General features: G+C 64.4%; 11 protein-coding genes. 4 read left to right on the forward strand and 7 right to left on the reverse strand.

Going from position 1 to position 17,245, the window contains the following annotated elements:
- The first annotated feature begins 83 nt into the window (after positions 1–83).
- Positions 84–4,808, forward strand: a complete 4,725-nt coding sequence (gltB, locus tag FJ946_RS11970) for a glutamate synthase large subunit (RefSeq protein WP_140513687.1) — start codon at positions 84–86, stop codon at positions 4,806–4,808.
- Between the two features lie 142 nt (positions 4,809–4,950).
- Entirely contained in the window at positions 4,951–6,405 is a 1,455-nt protein-coding gene (locus FJ946_RS11975; RefSeq protein WP_140496285.1) for a glutamate synthase subunit beta, read from the forward strand.
- Positions 6,406–6,559: 154 nt separating this feature from the next.
- Here the strand turns inward: FJ946_RS11975 and FJ946_RS11980 are convergent, their stop codons facing one another.
- Together FJ946_RS11980 and FJ946_RS11985 are read right to left on the reverse strand one after the other, a co-directional pair.
- The gene (locus FJ946_RS11980) at positions 6,560–7,789 is read right to left on the reverse strand and encodes a DUF459 domain-containing protein (RefSeq protein WP_140513686.1); all 1,230 of its coding nucleotides are present in this window, start codon (positions 7,787–7,789) and stop codon (positions 6,560–6,562) included.
- A gap of 27 nt (positions 7,790–7,816) precedes the next feature.
- Positions 7,817–9,040, reverse strand: coding sequence for a lytic murein transglycosylase (locus FJ946_RS11985; protein ID WP_140513685.1), 1,224 nt, complete (start codon positions 9,038–9,040; stop codon positions 7,817–7,819).
- 201 nt (positions 9,041–9,241) lie between these two features.
- Between FJ946_RS11985 and galU the strand changes: the two genes are divergently transcribed.
- A complete protein-coding gene (gene galU, locus FJ946_RS11990; protein WP_181165245.1) occupies positions 9,242–10,156 on the forward strand; it encodes a UTP--glucose-1-phosphate uridylyltransferase GalU in 915 nt (304 codons plus the stop codon).
- Positions 10,157–10,212: 56 nt separating this feature from the next.
- Here galU and FJ946_RS11995 read toward each other — a convergent pair whose 3' ends face one another.
- Positions 10,213–12,000: an outer membrane beta-barrel protein gene (locus FJ946_RS11995; protein ID WP_181167716.1), complete on the reverse strand. Its 1,788-nt coding sequence runs from the start codon at positions 11,998–12,000 to the stop codon at positions 10,213–10,215.
- A 227-nt stretch (positions 12,001–12,227) separates the two neighbouring features.
- Here FJ946_RS11995 and FJ946_RS12000 point away from each other — a divergent pair, with 227 nt between their 5' ends.
- On the forward strand, positions 12,228–13,229 hold the full coding sequence (locus FJ946_RS12000; RefSeq protein ID WP_140496281.1) for a KpsF/GutQ family sugar-phosphate isomerase: 1,002 nt from the start codon (positions 12,228–12,230) through the stop codon (positions 13,227–13,229).
- 114 nt (positions 13,230–13,343) lie between these two features.
- Here the strand turns inward: FJ946_RS12000 and FJ946_RS12005 are convergent, their stop codons facing one another.
- The 4 genes from FJ946_RS12005 to hemH form a co-directional block, all read right to left on the reverse strand.
- The gene (locus FJ946_RS12005; RefSeq protein WP_140496280.1) at positions 13,344–13,808 is read right to left on the reverse strand and encodes an NfeD family protein; all 465 of its coding nucleotides are present in this window, start codon (positions 13,806–13,808) and stop codon (positions 13,344–13,346) included.
- A gap of 24 nt (positions 13,809–13,832) precedes the next feature.
- Complete coding sequence (locus FJ946_RS12010) at positions 13,833–14,783, reverse strand: SPFH domain-containing protein (protein ID WP_140513683.1); 951 nt, start codon at positions 14,781–14,783, stop codon at positions 13,833–13,835.
- 89 nt (positions 14,784–14,872) lie between these two features.
- On the reverse strand, positions 14,873–16,117 hold the full coding sequence (locus tag FJ946_RS12015) for an FAD-binding oxidoreductase (RefSeq protein ID WP_140513682.1): 1,245 nt from the start codon (positions 16,115–16,117) through the stop codon (positions 14,873–14,875).
- A gap of 55 nt (positions 16,118–16,172) precedes the next feature.
- The gene (hemH, locus tag FJ946_RS12020) at positions 16,173–17,237 is read right to left on the reverse strand and encodes a ferrochelatase (RefSeq protein WP_140566191.1); all 1,065 of its coding nucleotides are present in this window, start codon (positions 17,235–17,237) and stop codon (positions 16,173–16,175) included.
- Positions 17,238–17,245 lie beyond the last annotated feature (8 nt).

A 17,245-nucleotide genomic window follows, 5' to 3' on the forward strand; every position in this document is an offset into this window, starting at 1 on the left:
ACGTGCCGTAAGGATGAAGGGGAAGCAATGCGCTTCCCGAGGCAAACCAGCGCCCGCAAGGACGCGGAATGGAGGACAGGACGATGACGGAATTGACGCACGCTGCGACGAACGGCAAGGCCGCGCAGACGAAAGCGGCAGCCGTCAAAACCCTGGCCAATACCCGCCGCACCGGTTTGACCGCCCAGGGCCTTTATGATCCGCGCAACGAGCACGATGCCTGCGGTGTCGGCTTCATCGTCAACATGAAGGGCGCGAAGTCGCACACGATCGTCGAGGACGGGCTTTCCATGCTCGAAAACCTGACGCATCGCGGCGCCGTCGGCGCCGATCCGCTGATGGGCGACGGCGCGGGCGTGCTGGTGCAGATTCCCGACGGCTTCTTCCGCGAGGAGATGGCCGCGCAGGGCGTCGAGCTGCCGCCGGCGGGGCAGTATGGCGTCGGCCATTGGTTCATGCCGCAGGATGCTGCGCTGCGCGCCCATGTCGAGGACATCATTGCCGAATCGGCGCAGTCCGAGGGGCTGCCGCTGCTCGGCTTCCGTGACGTGCCGGTCGACAATTCGTCGCTTTCCAAGGCTCCGGATATCGTGGCATCCGAGCCGTTCCACCGGCAGGTCTTCATCGGCCGCACGGCCGACATTCCCGACGACGAGGAGTACGAGGCCAGGCTCTATCTGCTGCGCAAGGTCATATCGGGCCGCATCTACGCCGAGAACGACAACAAGGACATCGGCGCCTACTGCGTGTCGCTGTCGGCGCGCACCATCGTCTACAAGGGCATGTTCCTGGCCTATCAGGTCGGAGCCTATTACAAGGACCTGTCCGATCCGCGCTTCGAAACGGCGCTGATCCTGGTCCACCAGCGCTTCTCCACCAACACCTTCCCCTCGTGGAAGCTGGCGCATCCCTATCGCATGGTCGCGCACAATGGCGAGATCAACACCGTGCGCGGCAACAACAACTGGATGGCGGCGCGCCAGGCGTCGGTGGATTCGGAGCTGTTCGGCAACAACATCTCCAAGCTCTGGCCGATCTCCTATGAGGGCCAGTCCGACACCGCATGTTTCGACAATGCGCTCGAGTTCCTGTTCCAGGGCGGATACAGCCTCAGCCACGCCATGATGATGCTGATCCCGGAAGCCTGGGCCGGCAACAAGCTCATGGACGCCGACCGCAAGGCCTTCTACGAATACCACGCGGCGCTGATGGAGCCGTGGGACGGGCCCGCCGCGGTCGCCTTCACCGACGGGCGCCAGATCGGCGCCACGCTCGACCGCAACGGCTTGCGGCCAGCGCGCTACATCGTCACCGACGACGACCGGGTCATCATGGCGTCGGAGGCCGGCGCGCTGCCTGTGCCGGAGGAAAAGATCGTCCAGAAGTGGCGGCTGCAGCCCGGCCGCATGCTCTTGATCGATCTTGCCAAGGGCCGCATCGTTTCCGACGAGGAGATCAAGTCGGAGATCGCCACCAGGCATCCCTACAAGACCTGGCTCGCCAATACGCAGCTCATCCTGGAGGACCTGAAGCCGGTCGAGCCGCGCGCGCTGCGCAAGGATGTCAGCCTGCTCGACCGCCAGCAGGCGTTCGGCTACACCCAGGAAGACACCAAGCTCTTGATGTCGCCGATGGCCACCACAGGCCAGGAAGCCGTCGGTTCGATGGGCACCGACACGCCGATCTCGGCAATGTCGGACAGATCGAAGCTGCTCTACACCTATTTCAAGCAGAACTTCGCCCAGGTCACCAATCCGCCGATCGATCCGATCCGCGAGGAACTGGTGATGAGCCTGGTGTCCTTCATCGGCCCGCGGCCCAACATTTTCGACCTGGTCGGCAGTTCGCGCCGCAAGCGGCTGGAAGTGCGCCAGCCGATCCTGACCAATGGCGATCTCGAAAAGATCCGCTCCATCGGCCACACCGAGGATCGGTTCGACACCAAGACGATCGACATCACCTATGCCTCGATCGAGGGCGCGGCCGGCATGCAGGGCGCCATCGATCGGCTGTGCGAGCGGGCGGAAGCGGCGGTCGCCGGCGGCTACAACATCATCATCCTGTCCGACCGCCAGCTCGGGCCGGACCGCATCGCCATTCCCGCGCTTCTGGCCACGGCCGCGGTGCATCATCATCTGATCCGCAAGGGGCTGCGTACTTCGGTCGGGCTCGTCGTGGAATCCGGCGAGCCGCGCGAAGTGCATCATTTCTGCTGTCTTGCCGGCTACGGCGCCGAAGCGATCAATCCCTATCTCGCCTTCGACACGCTGCTCGACATGCACAAGCGCGGCGAATTGCCGGAAGAGGTCGACGCCTACGAAGTCGTGTCGCGCTACATCAAGTCGATCGGCAAGGGCATCCTCAAGGTGATGTCGAAGATGGGCATCTCGACCTACCAGTCCTATTGTGGCGCGCAGATCTTCGACGCGATCGGGCTGAAGACCGATTTCGTGGAGAAGTATTTCACCGGCACCGCCACGCTGATCGAAGGCGTCGGGCTGGACGAGATCGCCGAGGAGACGTTCAGGCGTCATACGGATGGTTTCGGCAACGATCCGGTGCTGCGCAACAGCCTGGATGTGGGCGGCGAATACCTGTTCCGCATGCGTGGCGAGGCGCATATGTGGTCGCCCGACGCGGTCGCCACCTTGCAGCACGCCGTGCGCCAGGGGTCCTGGGAGACCTTCAAGGAGTATTCCGCGCAGATCGACAGCGAGACGGCGCGCGCGCAGACCATTCGTGGCCTGTTCAAGATCAAGCTGGCGGAAGATACCGGCCGCAAGAAGGTCCGTCTCGACGACGTCATGCCGGCGGCCGAGATAGTCAAGCGTTTCTCGACCGGCGCGATGTCGTTCGGCTCGATCTCCAGGGAAGCGCATACGACGCTGGCGCGCGCCATGAACGCCATCGGCGGCAAGTCGAACACTGGCGAGGGCGGCGAAGAGGCAGACCGCTATCTGCCGCTGCCCGGCGGCGGCAAGAACCCCGAACGTTCGGCGATCAAGCAGATCGCTTCCGGACGGTTCGGCGTGACGGCCGAATATCTCGTCAACTCCGACGTCATGCAGATCAAGGTGGCGCAAGGCGCCAAGCCCGGCGAGGGCGGCCAGTTGCCCGGCCACAAGGTCGACGCCACCATCGCCAAGGTCCGGCACTCGACGCCCGGCGTCGGCCTGATCTCGCCGCCGCCGCATCACGACATCTATTCGATCGAGGATCTGGCGCAGCTGATCTACGATCTGAAGAACGTCAACCCGGCGGCCGACATTTCGGTCAAGCTGGTGTCGGAGGTCGGGGTCGGCACGGTCGCGGCGGGCGTCGCCAAGGCGCGCGCCGACCACATCACCATCTCGGGTTACGATGGCGGCACGGGTGCCTCGCCGCTGACATCGCTCAAGCATGCCGGCAGCCCGTGGGAGATGGGCCTTGCCGAGACGCACCAGACGCTGGTGCTCAACGGTCTCAGGTCGCGCGTGGCGCTGCAGGTCGATGGCGGATTGCGCACAGGCCGCGACGTCATCATCGGCGCGCTGCTCGGCGCCGACGAGTTCGGCTTCTCGACCGCGCCGCTGATCGCGGCCGGCTGCATCATGATGCGCAAATGCCATCTCAACACCTGCCCGGTCGGCGTGGCGACGCAGGATCCGGTGCTGCGCAAGCGCTTCAAGGGCACGCCCGAGCACGTCATCAACTTCTTCTTCTATGTCGCTGAAGAGGTGCGCGGACTGCTTGCCGAAATGGGCTTCACCCATATCGACCAGATCATCGGCGACGCCGATCTCCTGGAAAAGCGCGACGTGATCCAGCATTGGAAGGCGCGCGGGCTCGACTTCTCGAGGATGTTCTACAAGCCCGATGCGCCACATGAGGCGGTGCACTGGACCGAGCGGCAGAAGCACCCGATCGACGACGTGCTCGACCGCAAGCTGATCGAGCTGGCCAAGCCGGCACTGGAGGCCAAGCAGCCGGTCAAGATCGAGGTCGACATCCGCAATGTCGATCGTTCGGCGGGCGCCATGCTGTCGGGCGAGGTGGCCAAGCGCTTCAGGCACAAGGGCCTGCGCGAGGATACGATCCAGGTGAAGCTGACCGGCACCGCCGGCCAGTCCTTCGGCGCCTTCCTGGCGCGCGGCATCTCCTTCGAGCTGGTCGGCGCCGGCAACGACTATGTCGGCAAGGGCCTGTCGGGCGGCCGCATCGTCATCCGGCCGCCGGATGAAGCCAAGATCGTCGCGGCCGAGTCCATCATCGTCGGCAACACGGTGCTCTATGGCGCTACCGAAGGCGAGGCCTATTTCGCCGGTGTCGCCGGCGAGCGCTTCGCGGTGCGCAACTCGGGCGTCGTCACCGTCGTCGAGGGCGTCGGCGACCATGGCTGCGAATACATGACCGGCGGCATCGTCGTCGTCATCGGCAAGACCGGCCGCAACTTCGCCGCCGGCATGTCGGGCGGCGTTGCCTATGTGCTGGACGAGGCGGGCGATTTCGCCGAGCGCTGCAACATGGCCATGGTCGAGCTGGAGCCGGTGCCGGAAGAAGACGACCTGATGGAAAAGCTGCTGCATCATGGCGGCGACCTCGACCACAAGGGCCGCGTCGACGTCTCGGGTGACATGACCAGCCATGACGAGGAGCGGCTCTATCAGCTGATCTCGAACCACGTGCACTATACGGGTTCGGTGCGCGGCCGCGAGATCCTCGACAATTGGGCGGCGTTCCGGCCGAAATTCCGCAAGATCATGCCGGTCGAATACCGCCGCGCGCTGATCGAGATGGAACGCATGCGCATGAGCGTGGCGGCCGAATAGATCTTCGCAAAGGCCGGGAAGCCCAGGCTTCCCGGCTCCATGTCACTGATAATTTGACCTCTCGCGGAAGGTTGCCACGGCTGCCTGAAGAGGTTAACGGGTGCGGCGAAAACCGCACCATCTGGACAGCAGGAACTGGACTATGGGCAAGGTAACAGGCTTTCTCGAGATCGACCGGCAGGTGCACAAGTATCAGCCGGCCTCCGACCGCATCCGGCATTTCCGCGAGTTTACGCTGCCGATGTCGGACAAGGAGGTCGAGAAACAGGCCGCGCGCTGCATGGACTGCGGCATCCCGTTCTGTCACGGGCCGACCGGCTGCCCGATCCACAACCAGATCCCGGACTGGAACGACCTCGTCTATAACAGGGACTGGGACAATGCGATCCGCAACCTGCATTCGACCAACAATTTCCCCGAATTCACCGGCCGCATCTGCCCCGCGCCTTGCGAGGAAGCCTGCACGCTGAACCTCGAGGACATTCCGGTGGCCATCAAGACGGTCGAGCAGGCGATCGCCGACAAGGCCTACGAGACCGGCCATATCAGGCCCTATCCGCCGGAGAGGAAGACGGGCAAGCGCGTCGCCGTCATCGGCTCCGGCCCGGCCGGCATGGCCGCCGCCCAGCAGCTCGGCCGCGCCGGCCATGATGTCCATGTCTACGAGCGCGAAAGCCGGCCAGGCGGGCTGATGCGCTACGGCATTCCGGACTTCAAGATCGAGAAGCACTATATCGATCGTCGCATCGAGCAGATGCAGGGCGAAGGCGTGACCTTCCATTGCGGCGTCAATGTCGGCATCGACAAGCCCGTGGCCGAACTGCTCGCCGAGCATGACGCGGTGCTCTATTGCGGCGGATCCGAGACCCCGCGCGCGGCCAATATCCCCGGCGACGATCTCGGCGGCGTCTATGACGCGATGCCCTATCTCGTGCAGCAGAACCGGCGTGTCGGCGGCGAGCCGATCCAGTCGGTGGCGTGGCCGTCGCACCCGATCATCGCCAGCGGCCAGCATGTCGTCGTCGTCGGCGGCGGCGATACCGCTTCCGACTGCGTCGGCACCGCCTTCCGCCAAGGCGCCGTGCGCGTCACGCAGCTCGACATCCGTCCGCAGCCGCCGGAGAAGGAAGACAAGCTCGCCGTCTGGCCCTACTGGGCGACCAAGATGCGCACCTCCTCCTCGCAGGCCGAGGGCGCCGAGCGCGAATTCCAGGTGGCGACACTCGAATTCATCGGCGAGGAAGGCCAGCTGACCGGTGTCAAATGCTGCGAGGTCGACGATAAGCGCCGACCGATCGTCGGCACCGAGTTCGTCATCCGCGCCGATCTCGCCTTCATCGCCATCGGCTTTGCCGGGCCGGCCATGGCCGGCGTGGTGTCGGAGCTCGAAGGGGATATGAAGATCGTCACCGACAGCCGACGCTCCCGCAATGTCGAGGCCAATGACCGCGACTACCGGACCAGCGTCGACAGGCTCTATGCCGCGGGTGACGTGCGCCGCGGCCAGTCGCTGGTGGTCTGGGCGATCCGCGAGGGTCGGCAGGCGGCGCGTTCGATCGACGAGGCATTGATGGGTTCGAGCGTCCTGCCCCGCTGAGCCCGTTTGGAAACTCTACTGCTGCGGCCATAAGGCGTTTTCTGCGCTTCCGGTGCTCCCGTACCCAAAAAGTACGCTCGCTCCGGTTCTCGAAAACGCCATCCTATGGCTCGCAGCAGCGAGTTCCGAAAACGGTTTCGGGCCCTCCGCGTTGCTAAGGAGTGATGGCCGTCGTCGTGCCAGCCCTGGCGGCCGCGGCTGCCGGATTTGTCTTCGGCGGCCAGGCGAAATCGTCGGCGCGGCCGGGCGAAGCCACCGGCGCCTTGCCCTCGACTACCAGTTTTTCGCCGGGCAGGCCCGGGTTGGCCTTCGCGGGCGGTCCGGCGCCGAGCAGTTCCGTGCCGCCGTCGAGCGCCGGATCGCTGAGCAGCATCGGCGCGGTGCGGTCAATGACGATGGGAGCGGCGGCCGGCGCCGGCGCCTCGACCGGCGCGCCGGCAGGAGCAGCGGTCGGGGCGACGCTTCCCGGCGCGGCCAGGCCCAGGACCTTCATCAACGGCTTTTCGGTATAGAAGGCGAGCTTGCGCTTGCCGGCCTTCGACATGTTGATGCCGTCATCGGAGCGCAGCCGCACGGGCTGGCCGTTGATGTCGGGGCCACTGGTGACGAAGGCGCCGTTCTCATCGACGAATCCATCCCAGATATCGACAAATTCGCCGCCATGGCTTTCGGCCACCTGACGGTAGATGTCGTTGAAGGCGAGCATGTCGGATGTCATCTTCGAAACCCTGAACGCCGGCATGCCGACCCACAGGAAAGGTACCTTGGTCGTGGCGATGGCCTTGCCGAACGCTTCGGTGCGACGCTCGTATTCCTTGGTCCAGGTCTCGGAACGGGGCTGCTCGCGCACATCCCCCACCTTCATCGGCTGGCGGTCGTTGGAACCCAGCATCACGACCACGGCGGCGGGTTTTTCTGTCTCTACCAATGACTTGATCTGTTCTGGCCAATTGTAGAAATCATCGCGCACGAAGCCCGACGAGCCATTGGAGCGAACGACGATCCTGACGCCGGTATTCTCGGCAAAGGCGGTGTCGAGACCTTCGGCGAGCCCGGCCGCCATGAAATCGCCGACCACCAGGACGACCCGGGCGTCCGGCGCCTTCTCGGCGATCGGGATTTCCGGTTCCGCGGGCGGACGCGGCGCGCGCGGCTTTTTTGCCTTGGGCCTGGGCCTTGGTTTCTGGATGTCCAGCGGCGGCTCGATCCGCTCGCTGCGGCGCGGGAACAGAAGGTCACGCAATGACCAGCCGCGGCCTTGCTGCTCCTGCGCCATGGCGGGCGCATGGAAGGCGCCTGCCATGGCGACGGCGAGCACGGCGACGGCCAGGAACAGCACCAGCATGCGGGGAACGAACGTCCCGATGCGCGCAGCCCAAGCCAATCGCTCCTCCTCAGTTCATGACAGGCCCTATTTTTGCCTGAGCCATTTGAGCACTTCCATGCTCGGATAGCCGTCCTGGGTCAAGCCGACCTTTGCCTGATAGGCCATGATGGCCGACTTCGACCCGTCGCCGATCTTGCCGTCGAATTTGCCATCATAAAGGCCGTGCTGGGAAAGCCGCTTCTGCAATTCCTGCCTTTCCTCGAACGTCAGCTTGGTGAAAGGCCGTTTCCAATCCTGTACGAGGCCGCTGGAACCGGCGATCTCGTCCGCAAGAAGGCCAACGGCGAGCGCGTATTTGTCGGCATTGTTGTAGGCCTTGATGACCGAGAAATTCCTGATCATCAGGAAAGCGGGGCCGCCGCGGCCATCCGGTACTTTCAACGTCGCCTTGTCGCTGAGGTTCCTGAACGGCTTGCCGCTCGCCCTGACCACGCCGAGCGCCTGCCATTGCGCCAGCGTCCTGGAGCCTGCGGGCAGCTTGCCGGCCGGCAAGGCCACCTCGTAGCCCCAGGTCTTGCCGGCCTGCCAGCCATTCTTCTTGAGCAGATTGGCTGATGTCGCCAGCGCATCGGGAATGGAATTCCAGATGTCGCGCTTGCCGTTGCCGTCCATGTCCACGGCATAGTGCTGGTAGCTGGTCGGGATGAACTGGGTCTGGCCCATGGCGCCCGCCCAGGAACCCATGAGGTGGCTCTCGTCGATGTCGCCGGTCTGGAGGATCTTCAGTGCGGCGACCAGTTGCGTGCGGGCATATTTCGACCGCTTCTGATCGCCATAGGCCAGGGTCGCCAGCGAGCGGACGACATTGCGCATGATGTCGTCGCGCTTGAGGATCTCGCCATAGTTGGATTCCATCGACCAGATGGCCAGCAGGACGTTGCGGTCAACGCCGAACCTCGCCTCGATCCTGTCCAGCCACGGCTTCCATTTCCTGGCCATCTGCTGGCCGACCGCGACCGACTGGTCGTGGACGCGGTTGTCGAAATAATCCCAGGCGGGCGCGGTGAATTCCGGCTGGGTTCGGGCTTTTTCCAGCACCACCGGATCGGGTTCGTCGATGCCCCTGAAGGCGCGGTCATAGACGGCGCCGGAAACGCCCCCCTGCACCGCGGTGGCGCGGAAGCCGGCGACCCATTGCCGGAAGCCGGCATCGGCGAAGGCCGGCCCGGCAGGCATCAGCATGGCGAGCGAGAGGCTGGCGGCCGTCATGACGCTCGTTAAACGCTTTGCGGCATTGCGAACGGACATCTTTTCCTCCTTCTCCGTCTTGGGAAAGACCATTCATCGCCGAACCAGGTTAGGAATTGGTTTACCATAGGCCGCCCCTGGAACGAAAAGGCGCCTCGATGCTTCTACCGGTGCAAGTTTCCCTTCATTCGCCCGATAATCCTGAATTCCGGCGTGAAAATGTCGCGGCGCGGGATTGCGGAGCCGGCCTGCAAACGGATAATTGAAGGCATGAAGAGAGTTCGCAAGGCAGTTTTCCCGGTCGCAGGTCTCGGCACGCGGTTTCTCCCGGCCACCAAGGCCGTCCCCAAGGAAATGCTTACCGTCGTCGACCGGCCCGTCATCCAATACGTGGTGGACGAGGCGCGCGAGGCAGGCATCGAGCATTTCATCTTCGTCACCGGGCGCAACAAGGCGGTCATCGAGGATCACTTCGATATCCAGTTCGAGCTCTATGACACGCTCGCCCAGCGCGGCAAGGACGACCAGCTCGCCAGGCTGCAGCGGCTGCAGCCCGGGCCGGGACAGACCAGCTTCACTCGCCAGCAGGTGCCGCTCGGACTTGGCCATGCCGTCTGGTGCGCGCGCGAACTGGTCGGCGACGAGCCGTTCGCGCTGTTGTTGCCCGACATGATCATGCAGTCGGAAAAGAGCTGCATGAGGGACATGGTCGACCTCTATGCCGAGACCGGCAACAACATCATCGCGGTTCAGGAATGCGATCCCGCCGAGACCCATAAATACGGCATCGTCGGCCGGGGCGAAGCCACCCATCATGGCTTCCGCATCACCGAGATGGTGGAAAAGCCGAAGACCGGCACCGCGCCCTCCAATCTCTACATCAATGGCCGCTACATATTGCAGCCCGAGATTTTCAAAATCCTCGAAGGCCAGGAGAAGGGCGCCGGAAACGAGATCCAGCTCACGGACGCAATGCTGAAGCTGGAGAAGCAGCAGCCCTTCTACGGCTACCACTTTCAGGGCCGCACCTTCGATTGCGGATCGCCGGAAGGGTTCGTCGAGGCCAATGTGGCCTTCGCGCTCTGGCGCAACGACATGAACCAGAGCATGGCCGGCGTTATCCGCAGGCTTCTCGACGAGATGGCGCCTTCGGAGGACGTTGTGGCGGCGCTTTAAGGGAGGCGCTGTCTGGCCGATGTCTCGGATGCGGCACGCAGCTTAGCGGCCCGCGCTTACCGCTGCACCTTCAAGCCGAGATAGATGCTGTTGGCGGTGTAGTCGCGGCCAGGCAGGTTGCTGGTGAGCTTCTCGGTCCTGGCGCGGGTGGTGAGGCCGGCATAGCGGTTCAGCCACCATGTCAGCCCGGCTTCGGCGCTCAGCACCCTGTCATGGCCGTCTATGCCGATATAATCGCGCCAGTCCAGGCCCAGCGCGGCATTGCCGGTCAGGTTGGCGCGGATCTGGCGTTCGGCCGTGAGGCGGCCGGAATAGAGGATGTCGCCGCTTTCACCTGCGGTGGTCGTGGGCTCGACCGTGGTCCGCCCGGTCAGGCCGATCGTGGTGCCGCGTTCGGGCGACCATTTCAGGTCGGCGTCCACGGTGGCACCCGCGATCGCCCCCAGGCGGTCGTCGTCGATCGCTTCCCGCAGCCAGCCGGCCGAGAACTCGCCGGCGAGCTTCTCGCCCATGTCGAGCTCGAGGCCGGCGCGGGCACCAAGCCGCGTTGATGAACGCTCGAAACCTTCATTGTCGAAGCGTTGATCATAGGCCCTGCGCCCGAGCTCGATTTCGGTGAAAGGCGTAAGGGCAGGGGAGATTTCGTAGCCGGTGCGCAAGGTCGCCGTATAAAGCGTGGAGTTACGATCCTTCTGCGACAGCGAGGTGTCGTCAGAAAGCTTGGCATCGCCATAGAAGTCGTGCGAGACCGCGCCGGTCAAAGTGTATTGCGCCTTGCCGACGTCCTTTTCGATGCCGAGGCTGCCGTCGATGGTCTGGCGCAGCGGTTGCTTGCTGACGCCTGCAATGGCGTCGGGCGACGAGGCCGATTCCGGCACGGCCTCGTAACCGAGCTTGGCGACGGCGCGTTGCTCGTTGTCGAGGTCGACATTGAGCTGGCCTTCGATGCGGCCTTGCTCATTGTGAACCGGGTAGCCCGAGACGGTCTCGCGGAAGAGGCCATAACCATCAATGGTCGCGGAGTTCTCGCGCCAGTCGGAGGCGGCGGAAAAGCGCAGTGCCGTCTCGGACAGCAGCGCCGCTTTGCCGGCACTGCTGGAATCGCCGTTCGAGGTGGCGGTCAGGCCCTGCTCCAGCGTCGGCCTTATGACGAAGGAGCCCCATTTGATGCCTGGAGCGGCGAACGGATCGTCCTCGATTTTCTTCTTCTGCCCTTCGATGGAAGCGGTGCGTTCGGCGCCCGGATCGAGCTGCTGCCGGTCGACGCTGTCGATCGTGACGGCGCGGCGGTTGGCGGTCTCCTGGTCGGTGCCGGTGCCGGTGCCGGTGACGGTGGCGTCGGCATCGTCGGCCGTGCTGGCGGTCGTGGTCGCGTCGGTCGTCGCGGTGGTGTTCTTTTTCTTTGTCTTCGCCCTGTCGGCGGCCTTGTCCGCATTGGCCTGCCCGGTGGCCGATGGCCGGCGTGGTTTGGGCGGAGGCGGATTGTCGGCGGTCACGTCGTCACCGGCCGCCGGCGGGTCGAAGATGCTGCCAGTGGGCGAGGCGGCACCGCTATCGTCAGGAGCAGCGCCGGCGCTGGCGGGCAGATAGGTGCGCGACGGCGTGTCGTCCTGACCGGCGGCATTCGCTGGCTGCTGTTGACCCTGACCGGCTATGGCGGCCAGTCTCGCTTTGCGCTGCTGGTCGGACAGGATCGCCGATTCCGAGACCTCGCCGCGCAGCTCCGTTTCCTGGGCGAAGGACAGCGTCGGTCGCGGCAGGCCGAAGATGCTGGTCGCCAGCAGCAAGGCGCAGGCAGCCTTGCTCTTTCGCCTTCTCGTCTTTTCTGACTGGGCCCCGGACATCGCCACCACTGCTTGCGCGGCGCGAGCGCGCGCCATACTTACCGAACCGTAAATGGGGATGGTTAACGGAGGGTTGAGGCGGGGGGCGATTGCTTTTCCAAGCGCTCATTGTTCCAGGCCTCGACATTCGTGACCTTGCGCTTCGTTCATTCGAACCGCTCTCCTAGACGGTCGGGGGAGGCATTTCCGTTGGACAGGCGCGGCACAAAGCGCTAATCGCATCGGCCATGGATGCGCGATCCCTCGACAAGAAGCCGTTGGACAGACAGGCCTCGATCGCTTCGGCGCTAAGAACGGTGGCGACCGAACAGGCGGGAGTGGCAGCGCTGGCCGAGGCGCTCGAAAACGGGCTGGCGAAGCCCTTTGCCGAAGCGGTCGACATGATCTCGAGGATCGAAGGCCGGGTCATCGTCACCGGCGTCGGCAAAAGCGGCCATATCGGCTCGAAGATCGCCGCGACCCTGGCCTCGACCGGAACGCCGGCCTTTTTCGTCCACCCCGCTGAAGCCAATCACGGCGATCTCGGCATGATCGCCAGGGACGATGCCATCATCGCCATGTCATGGTCGGGCGAAAGCAAGGAGATGATGGGCATCGTCGCCTATTCCAGGCGCTTCTCCATCCCGCTCATTGCAATCACGTCCGGTGAGACATCGGCGCTGGCGCGCGCCGCCGATGTCGTGCTTTTGCTGCCGCGTGCGCCGGAAGCCTGCCCGCATGGCCTGGCGCCGACGACATCGGCACTGCTGCAACTGGTGATGGGCGACGCACTGGCGATCGCCCTGCTCGAGGCGCGGGGTTTCACGCCCGATCATTTCCGCACCTTCCATCCCGGCGGCCAGCTCGGCGCCAACCTGATGCAGATCCGCGAGATCATGCATGTCGGCGAGAGATTGCCGCTGGTCGTTTCGGGCACCGGCATGCAGGACGCGATCCTGGAGTTGTCGCGCAAGGGCTTCGGCTGCGTGGCGGTCACCGCCGCCGACGGCGCGCTGATCGGCATCGTCACCGATGGCGACATCAGGCGTCACATAGGCAGCAACCTGACGGCGATGACCGTCGATCAGGTGATGACGAGATCTCCCAAGACCGCGGCGCCGGACACGCTGGTGGCGACCGCACTGCAGACGATCAACAATTCAGCCATCACCAGCCTGATGGTGGTGGAGGGCAACAAGCCCGTCGGGCTCGTCCACCTGCACGATCTTTTGCGCATCGGCGCTGCGTAGGGCAGTTCACCGTTTCACGGAAACGGCGAACTGCTCTATCTCTTTGTTTCTGCACAATTCCGGACGGAAAACCGTACACACTTTTCCTGGAATTGCGCTAGCGCGGAGCCGGTTTCACACTCGCTCGACGGTCAGTTCGAGATCGGTGTCGGCGGCTCCGGTGACGCGCACCTGGGTGCCGGCCGGCAGGTCAGGGCCAGAGACGCGCCACAGCGTGTCGCCGAGCTTGATGCGGCCGCGGCCGTCGCGGATCGGCTCGGCCAGCGTCGCCATCCTGCCGATCATCTGCGCCCCACGGCGGTTGAGCAGCGGCTGGTCGGTCGGCTCGTCGCGTCCGCCGATGAGTTTCTTGCCGACCAATGCCGAGACCAGCGACAGCGCGAGGAAGACGAGCACTTGGACCTGCCAGGTCCAGCTGGCCGCATCCCAGACCAGCAGCGATACCGCGCCCACGATCAGCGCGGCGATGCCGGTCCACAACATGAAGATGCCCGGTGCGATGATTTCCATCGCCAAAAGCACGAAGCCCAGAACCATCCAGTTCCACGGGCCGAGTTCGGAAACGATGCGGTCGATCATGGTTTTGATCCACTCACAAAGGCATTAGTTGTCGCTCGGCCTGACGACCGGAGGTCGTGAGACCTGCCGCTGCGTGCCGGACGGCCCGTCGCCCTTGAACACTTCCCTGGCGATCTCGCCGATGCCGCCCAGCGAGCCGATCAGCGACGACGCTTCGAAAGGCATCAGCACGATCTTGCTGTTGGTGGCCGAACCGATCTTGCCCAGCGCTTCGGTGTATTTCTGGGCGACGAAGTAGTTGAGCGCCTGCACATCTCCCTTGGAGATCGCTTCCGACACCACTTGCGTGGCGCGGGCTTCCGCTTCGGCGGAGCGTTCGCGTGCCTCGGCATCGCGGAAGGCGGCTTCCTTGCGGCCTTCGGCCTCGAGGATCTGCGACTGCTTGAGGCCCTCGGCGGCAAGGATCTGCGCGCGTTTGTTGCGTTCGGCCGTCATCTGCCGGCCCATCGATTCGATCAGGTTGGCGGGCGGATTGATGTCCTTGATCTCGACGCGGGTGATCTTGATGCCCCAGGGATGGGCCGCTTCGTCGACCACGCGCAGCAGGCGCTCGTTGATCGCGTCGCGGTTCGACAGCAGCTCGTCGAGGTCCATCGAGCCCATCACGGTGCGGATGTTGGTCATGGTCAGGTTGAGGATGGCGTTCTGCAGGCCGGAAACCTGGTAGGCCGCCTGCGCCGCGTTGAGGATCTGGAAAAAGGCGATGCCGTCGACGCCGACGATGGCGTTGTCGCGGGTGATGATCTCCTGGCTCGGGACATCGAGCACCTGCTCCATCATGTTCAACTTGGCGCCGATGCGATCGATGAACGGCACGATGAGGTTGAGGCCTGGCGACAGCGTTTTCGTGTAACGGCCAAAGCGTTCGACCGTATAATTGTAGCCTTGCGGGATTGTCTTTATGCCTTTGAACAGCACCAGCACGACAAGAGCGACCAGAACAATAATCGCGATATCGAAACCACTGAAATCCATTTGGCTCTCCCTCAAGAGGCAAGCCATGGGAGCCATTCTCCCGCAGCCGGCTTCAGCAAACACTTAAGTGTGTTTCAACAACGTTACAATCAGGTGATGAGGGATTGTTTGTGTCGCTGCTGCCGGTGGCTGAAGGCGAACAGGCTTGCGTCCGTATCTTCCGATCCGGCGATGGCGGCAGAAACGATTTCGGATGCGATTTGCGAGAAGGCGATGCCGTTGCCGCCATAGCCCATCACGGCCTGGATGCGCGGATGCCCAGGGATGGCGCCGATATAGGGCAGGCCGGTGGTTGTGGTGCCGAAGGAGCCGGTCCAGGCAAAATCGGGCCTGGTGTCCAGATCCGGGAACAGGCGGCCGAGCTTCCTGGCCAGTCTCAGGCTCTTGCCGGCGATCAACGCGTCACGCCGTTCCTTGTCGATAAAATCCTCGTCTTCGCCGCCGCAGATCACCCTGCCGTCGGCTGTCGCCCTTGCATAAAGATAGGGGTCCGACGCTTCCCAGATGAGGGCCGCGTCCGGCCAGATCTTTCGCGGCTGCGAGCGTGTGGCGATGGCCCATGTCGAGATGACGCGGTGGGCGGCTGCCGGCACGATGTCGGTCAACTCGTAGCCGGTCGCGAGCAGGACGTGCTGCGCGGTGATTGTGGGGCCGCCCCTGGTGGCGACGACGACCTCCTTGGCGCTGTCTTCGATCGTGGTCGCCTCGACCGGGGCGTAGAGGCGCGCCTTGCGCTCCAGCGCTTTCAGCAGCAATCCGGCGGTCAGTTTGCGCGGATCGAGCGCGATGTTGCCATGGCTGAGGATGGCGCCGTCGCGCTCGATGCCGAATCGCGCAGCCAGCGGCGCAGGGGCGAGATAGGTCGCGGCGATGCCCGCCTGTCGCCGCGCCTCGGTCTCGTCACGCAACTGCGATGGGCCGAGCACGGTACCGGCCAGATAGAGGGAGGGGGCGCGGCTCAGGCGGCAGTTGATGGAGAGCTCGGCTATGCGGCCGGCAAGGTTGGAAACGGCCAGACGCGAGCGCCGCCAGGCCTGTTCCGCCGAGGCCTTGCCGATCATCCTGCCGAGTGCCGTCAGCGGCTGGTCGATCTCGAACTGCACCAGGGCGGTGGTCGCCGACGTCGACCCTCTCAGCGGGCCGCGCCGGTCGATGCAGACCACCGAATGGCCGTCCGCCGTCAGCGCTTCTGCGATCATGGCGCCGCTGATGCCCATGCCTATCACCAGCACATCGGCCTTGGCGTCACGGGTCAGAGCGCTTGTCGGGACAGCGGGTGCCCGATAGGCGGACCAGACTGGCCGGCCGCTTCTGAGGTCGAGCTTGCGGGGCATCGATGGTCTCCGGAGGGCGCGCCTCAACGCCCCGGAACGTCCATTGTTCCCGGTTTCAGATCCAGCCGGACAGTTCGCGCCGCACCATCGCCTCGATCACCGCCATGCCTTCGGGACTGTCGTTGAGGCAGGGGATGTGCGCGAATCTTCCGCCGCCGGCATGATGGAAGGTTTCCGCCGCCTCGCGGCCGATCTCGTCCAACGTTTCGATGCAGTCGACGGAAAAGCCGGGGTTGACGATGGCAATCGATTTCACGCCGTCCTTGGCCAGTTTCTCCACCGTCTTGTCGGTGTAGGGCTGCAGCCATTCCTGTGCGCCGAAACGCGACTGGAAGGTGGTGATCAGCTTCTTCTCGTCCCAGCCGAGCCTCTCGCGCAGCAGCCGTGTCGTCTCGAGGCAATGCTCGCGGTAAGGATCGCCTCTGTCGGAATAGGGTTTCGGGATGCCGTGATAGGAGGTGATGACCACCTCCGGTTCGAAATCGAGGCTGGCCAGATGCCGTTCGATCGAATGGGCGAGCGCCTCGATATAGACCGGTTCGGCATAGTAGGGCGGCACGCTGCGGACGGCAGGCGCCGCACGCATCTTCATCAGCGCCCGGAACAACTGGTCATTGGCAGTCGCCGTGGTGGTGGCCGAATATTGCGGATAGAGCGGAAAGGTCAGGATGCGGTCGCAGCCCTGCGCGACCAGGCTTTCGGCGACGCTCGCGGTCGAGGGATTGCCGTAGCGCATCGCCCAGCCGACGACCACGTCGGGCAGGTCGCGCAATGCCACGGTCAGCTTCTCGGCCTGGGCGCGGGTATAGGTGCGCAGCGGCGACTCGTTGTTCTCGCGATTCCAGATCCTGGCATAGTTGGCGCCCGACTTCTTCGGTCGCGTGGTCAGCACGAGGCCGTAGAGGATCGGATACCAGATCGCCTTGTTGAGTTCGATGACGCGCGGGTCGGACAGGAATTCGCGGAGATAGCGCCACATCGGCCTGAAATCGGTGCCGTCCGGCGTGCCGAGATTGACCAGCATGACGCCGACCTTGCCCGCCTTGGCCGGCGAATGTCCGGCCGGTCTCGGTCCCACGGTCCTCGCGGGCTTGGCGTCGACAGGGATGGAAGGCGGCATTGCGGGTC

The organism is Mesorhizobium sp. B2-4-7, assembly GCF_006442685.1.
Taxonomy (GTDB): Bacteria; Pseudomonadota; Alphaproteobacteria; order Rhizobiales; family Rhizobiaceae; genus Mesorhizobium.

What these genes read in the sequence shown, in the direction of transcription:
- FJ946_RS12015 (WP_140513682.1), bottom strand. Translation starts at nt 16,117, where the DNA reads ATGCCCCGCAAGCTCGACCTCAGAAGCGGCCGGCCAGTCTGGTCCGCC.
- gltB (WP_140513687.1), top strand. Translation starts at nt 84, where the DNA reads ATGACGGAATTGACGCACGCTGCGACGAACGGCAAGGCCGCGCAGACG.
- hemH (WP_140566191.1), bottom strand. Translation starts at nt 17,237, where the DNA reads ATGCCGCCTTCCATCCCTGTCGACGCCAAGCCCGCGAGGACCGTGGGA.
- FJ946_RS12005 (WP_140496280.1), bottom strand. Translation starts at nt 13,808, where the DNA reads ATGATCGACCGCATCGTTTCCGAACTCGGCCCGTGGAACTGGATGGTT.
- FJ946_RS12010 (WP_140513683.1), bottom strand. Translation starts at nt 14,783, where the DNA reads ATGGATTTCAGTGGTTTCGATATCGCGATTATTGTTCTGGTCGCTCTT.
- FJ946_RS12000 (WP_140496281.1), top strand. Translation starts at nt 12,228, where the DNA reads ATGGATGCGCGATCCCTCGACAAGAAGCCGTTGGACAGACAGGCCTCG.
- FJ946_RS11995 (WP_181167716.1), bottom strand. Translation starts at nt 12,000, where the DNA reads ATGTCCGGGGCCCAGTCAGAAAAGACGAGAAGGCGAAAGAGCAAGGCT.
- FJ946_RS11985 (WP_140513685.1), bottom strand. Translation starts at nt 9,040, where the DNA reads ATGTCCGTTCGCAATGCCGCAAAGCGTTTAACGAGCGTCATGACGGCC.
- FJ946_RS11975 (WP_140496285.1), top strand. Translation starts at nt 4,951, where the DNA reads ATGGGCAAGGTAACAGGCTTTCTCGAGATCGACCGGCAGGTGCACAAG.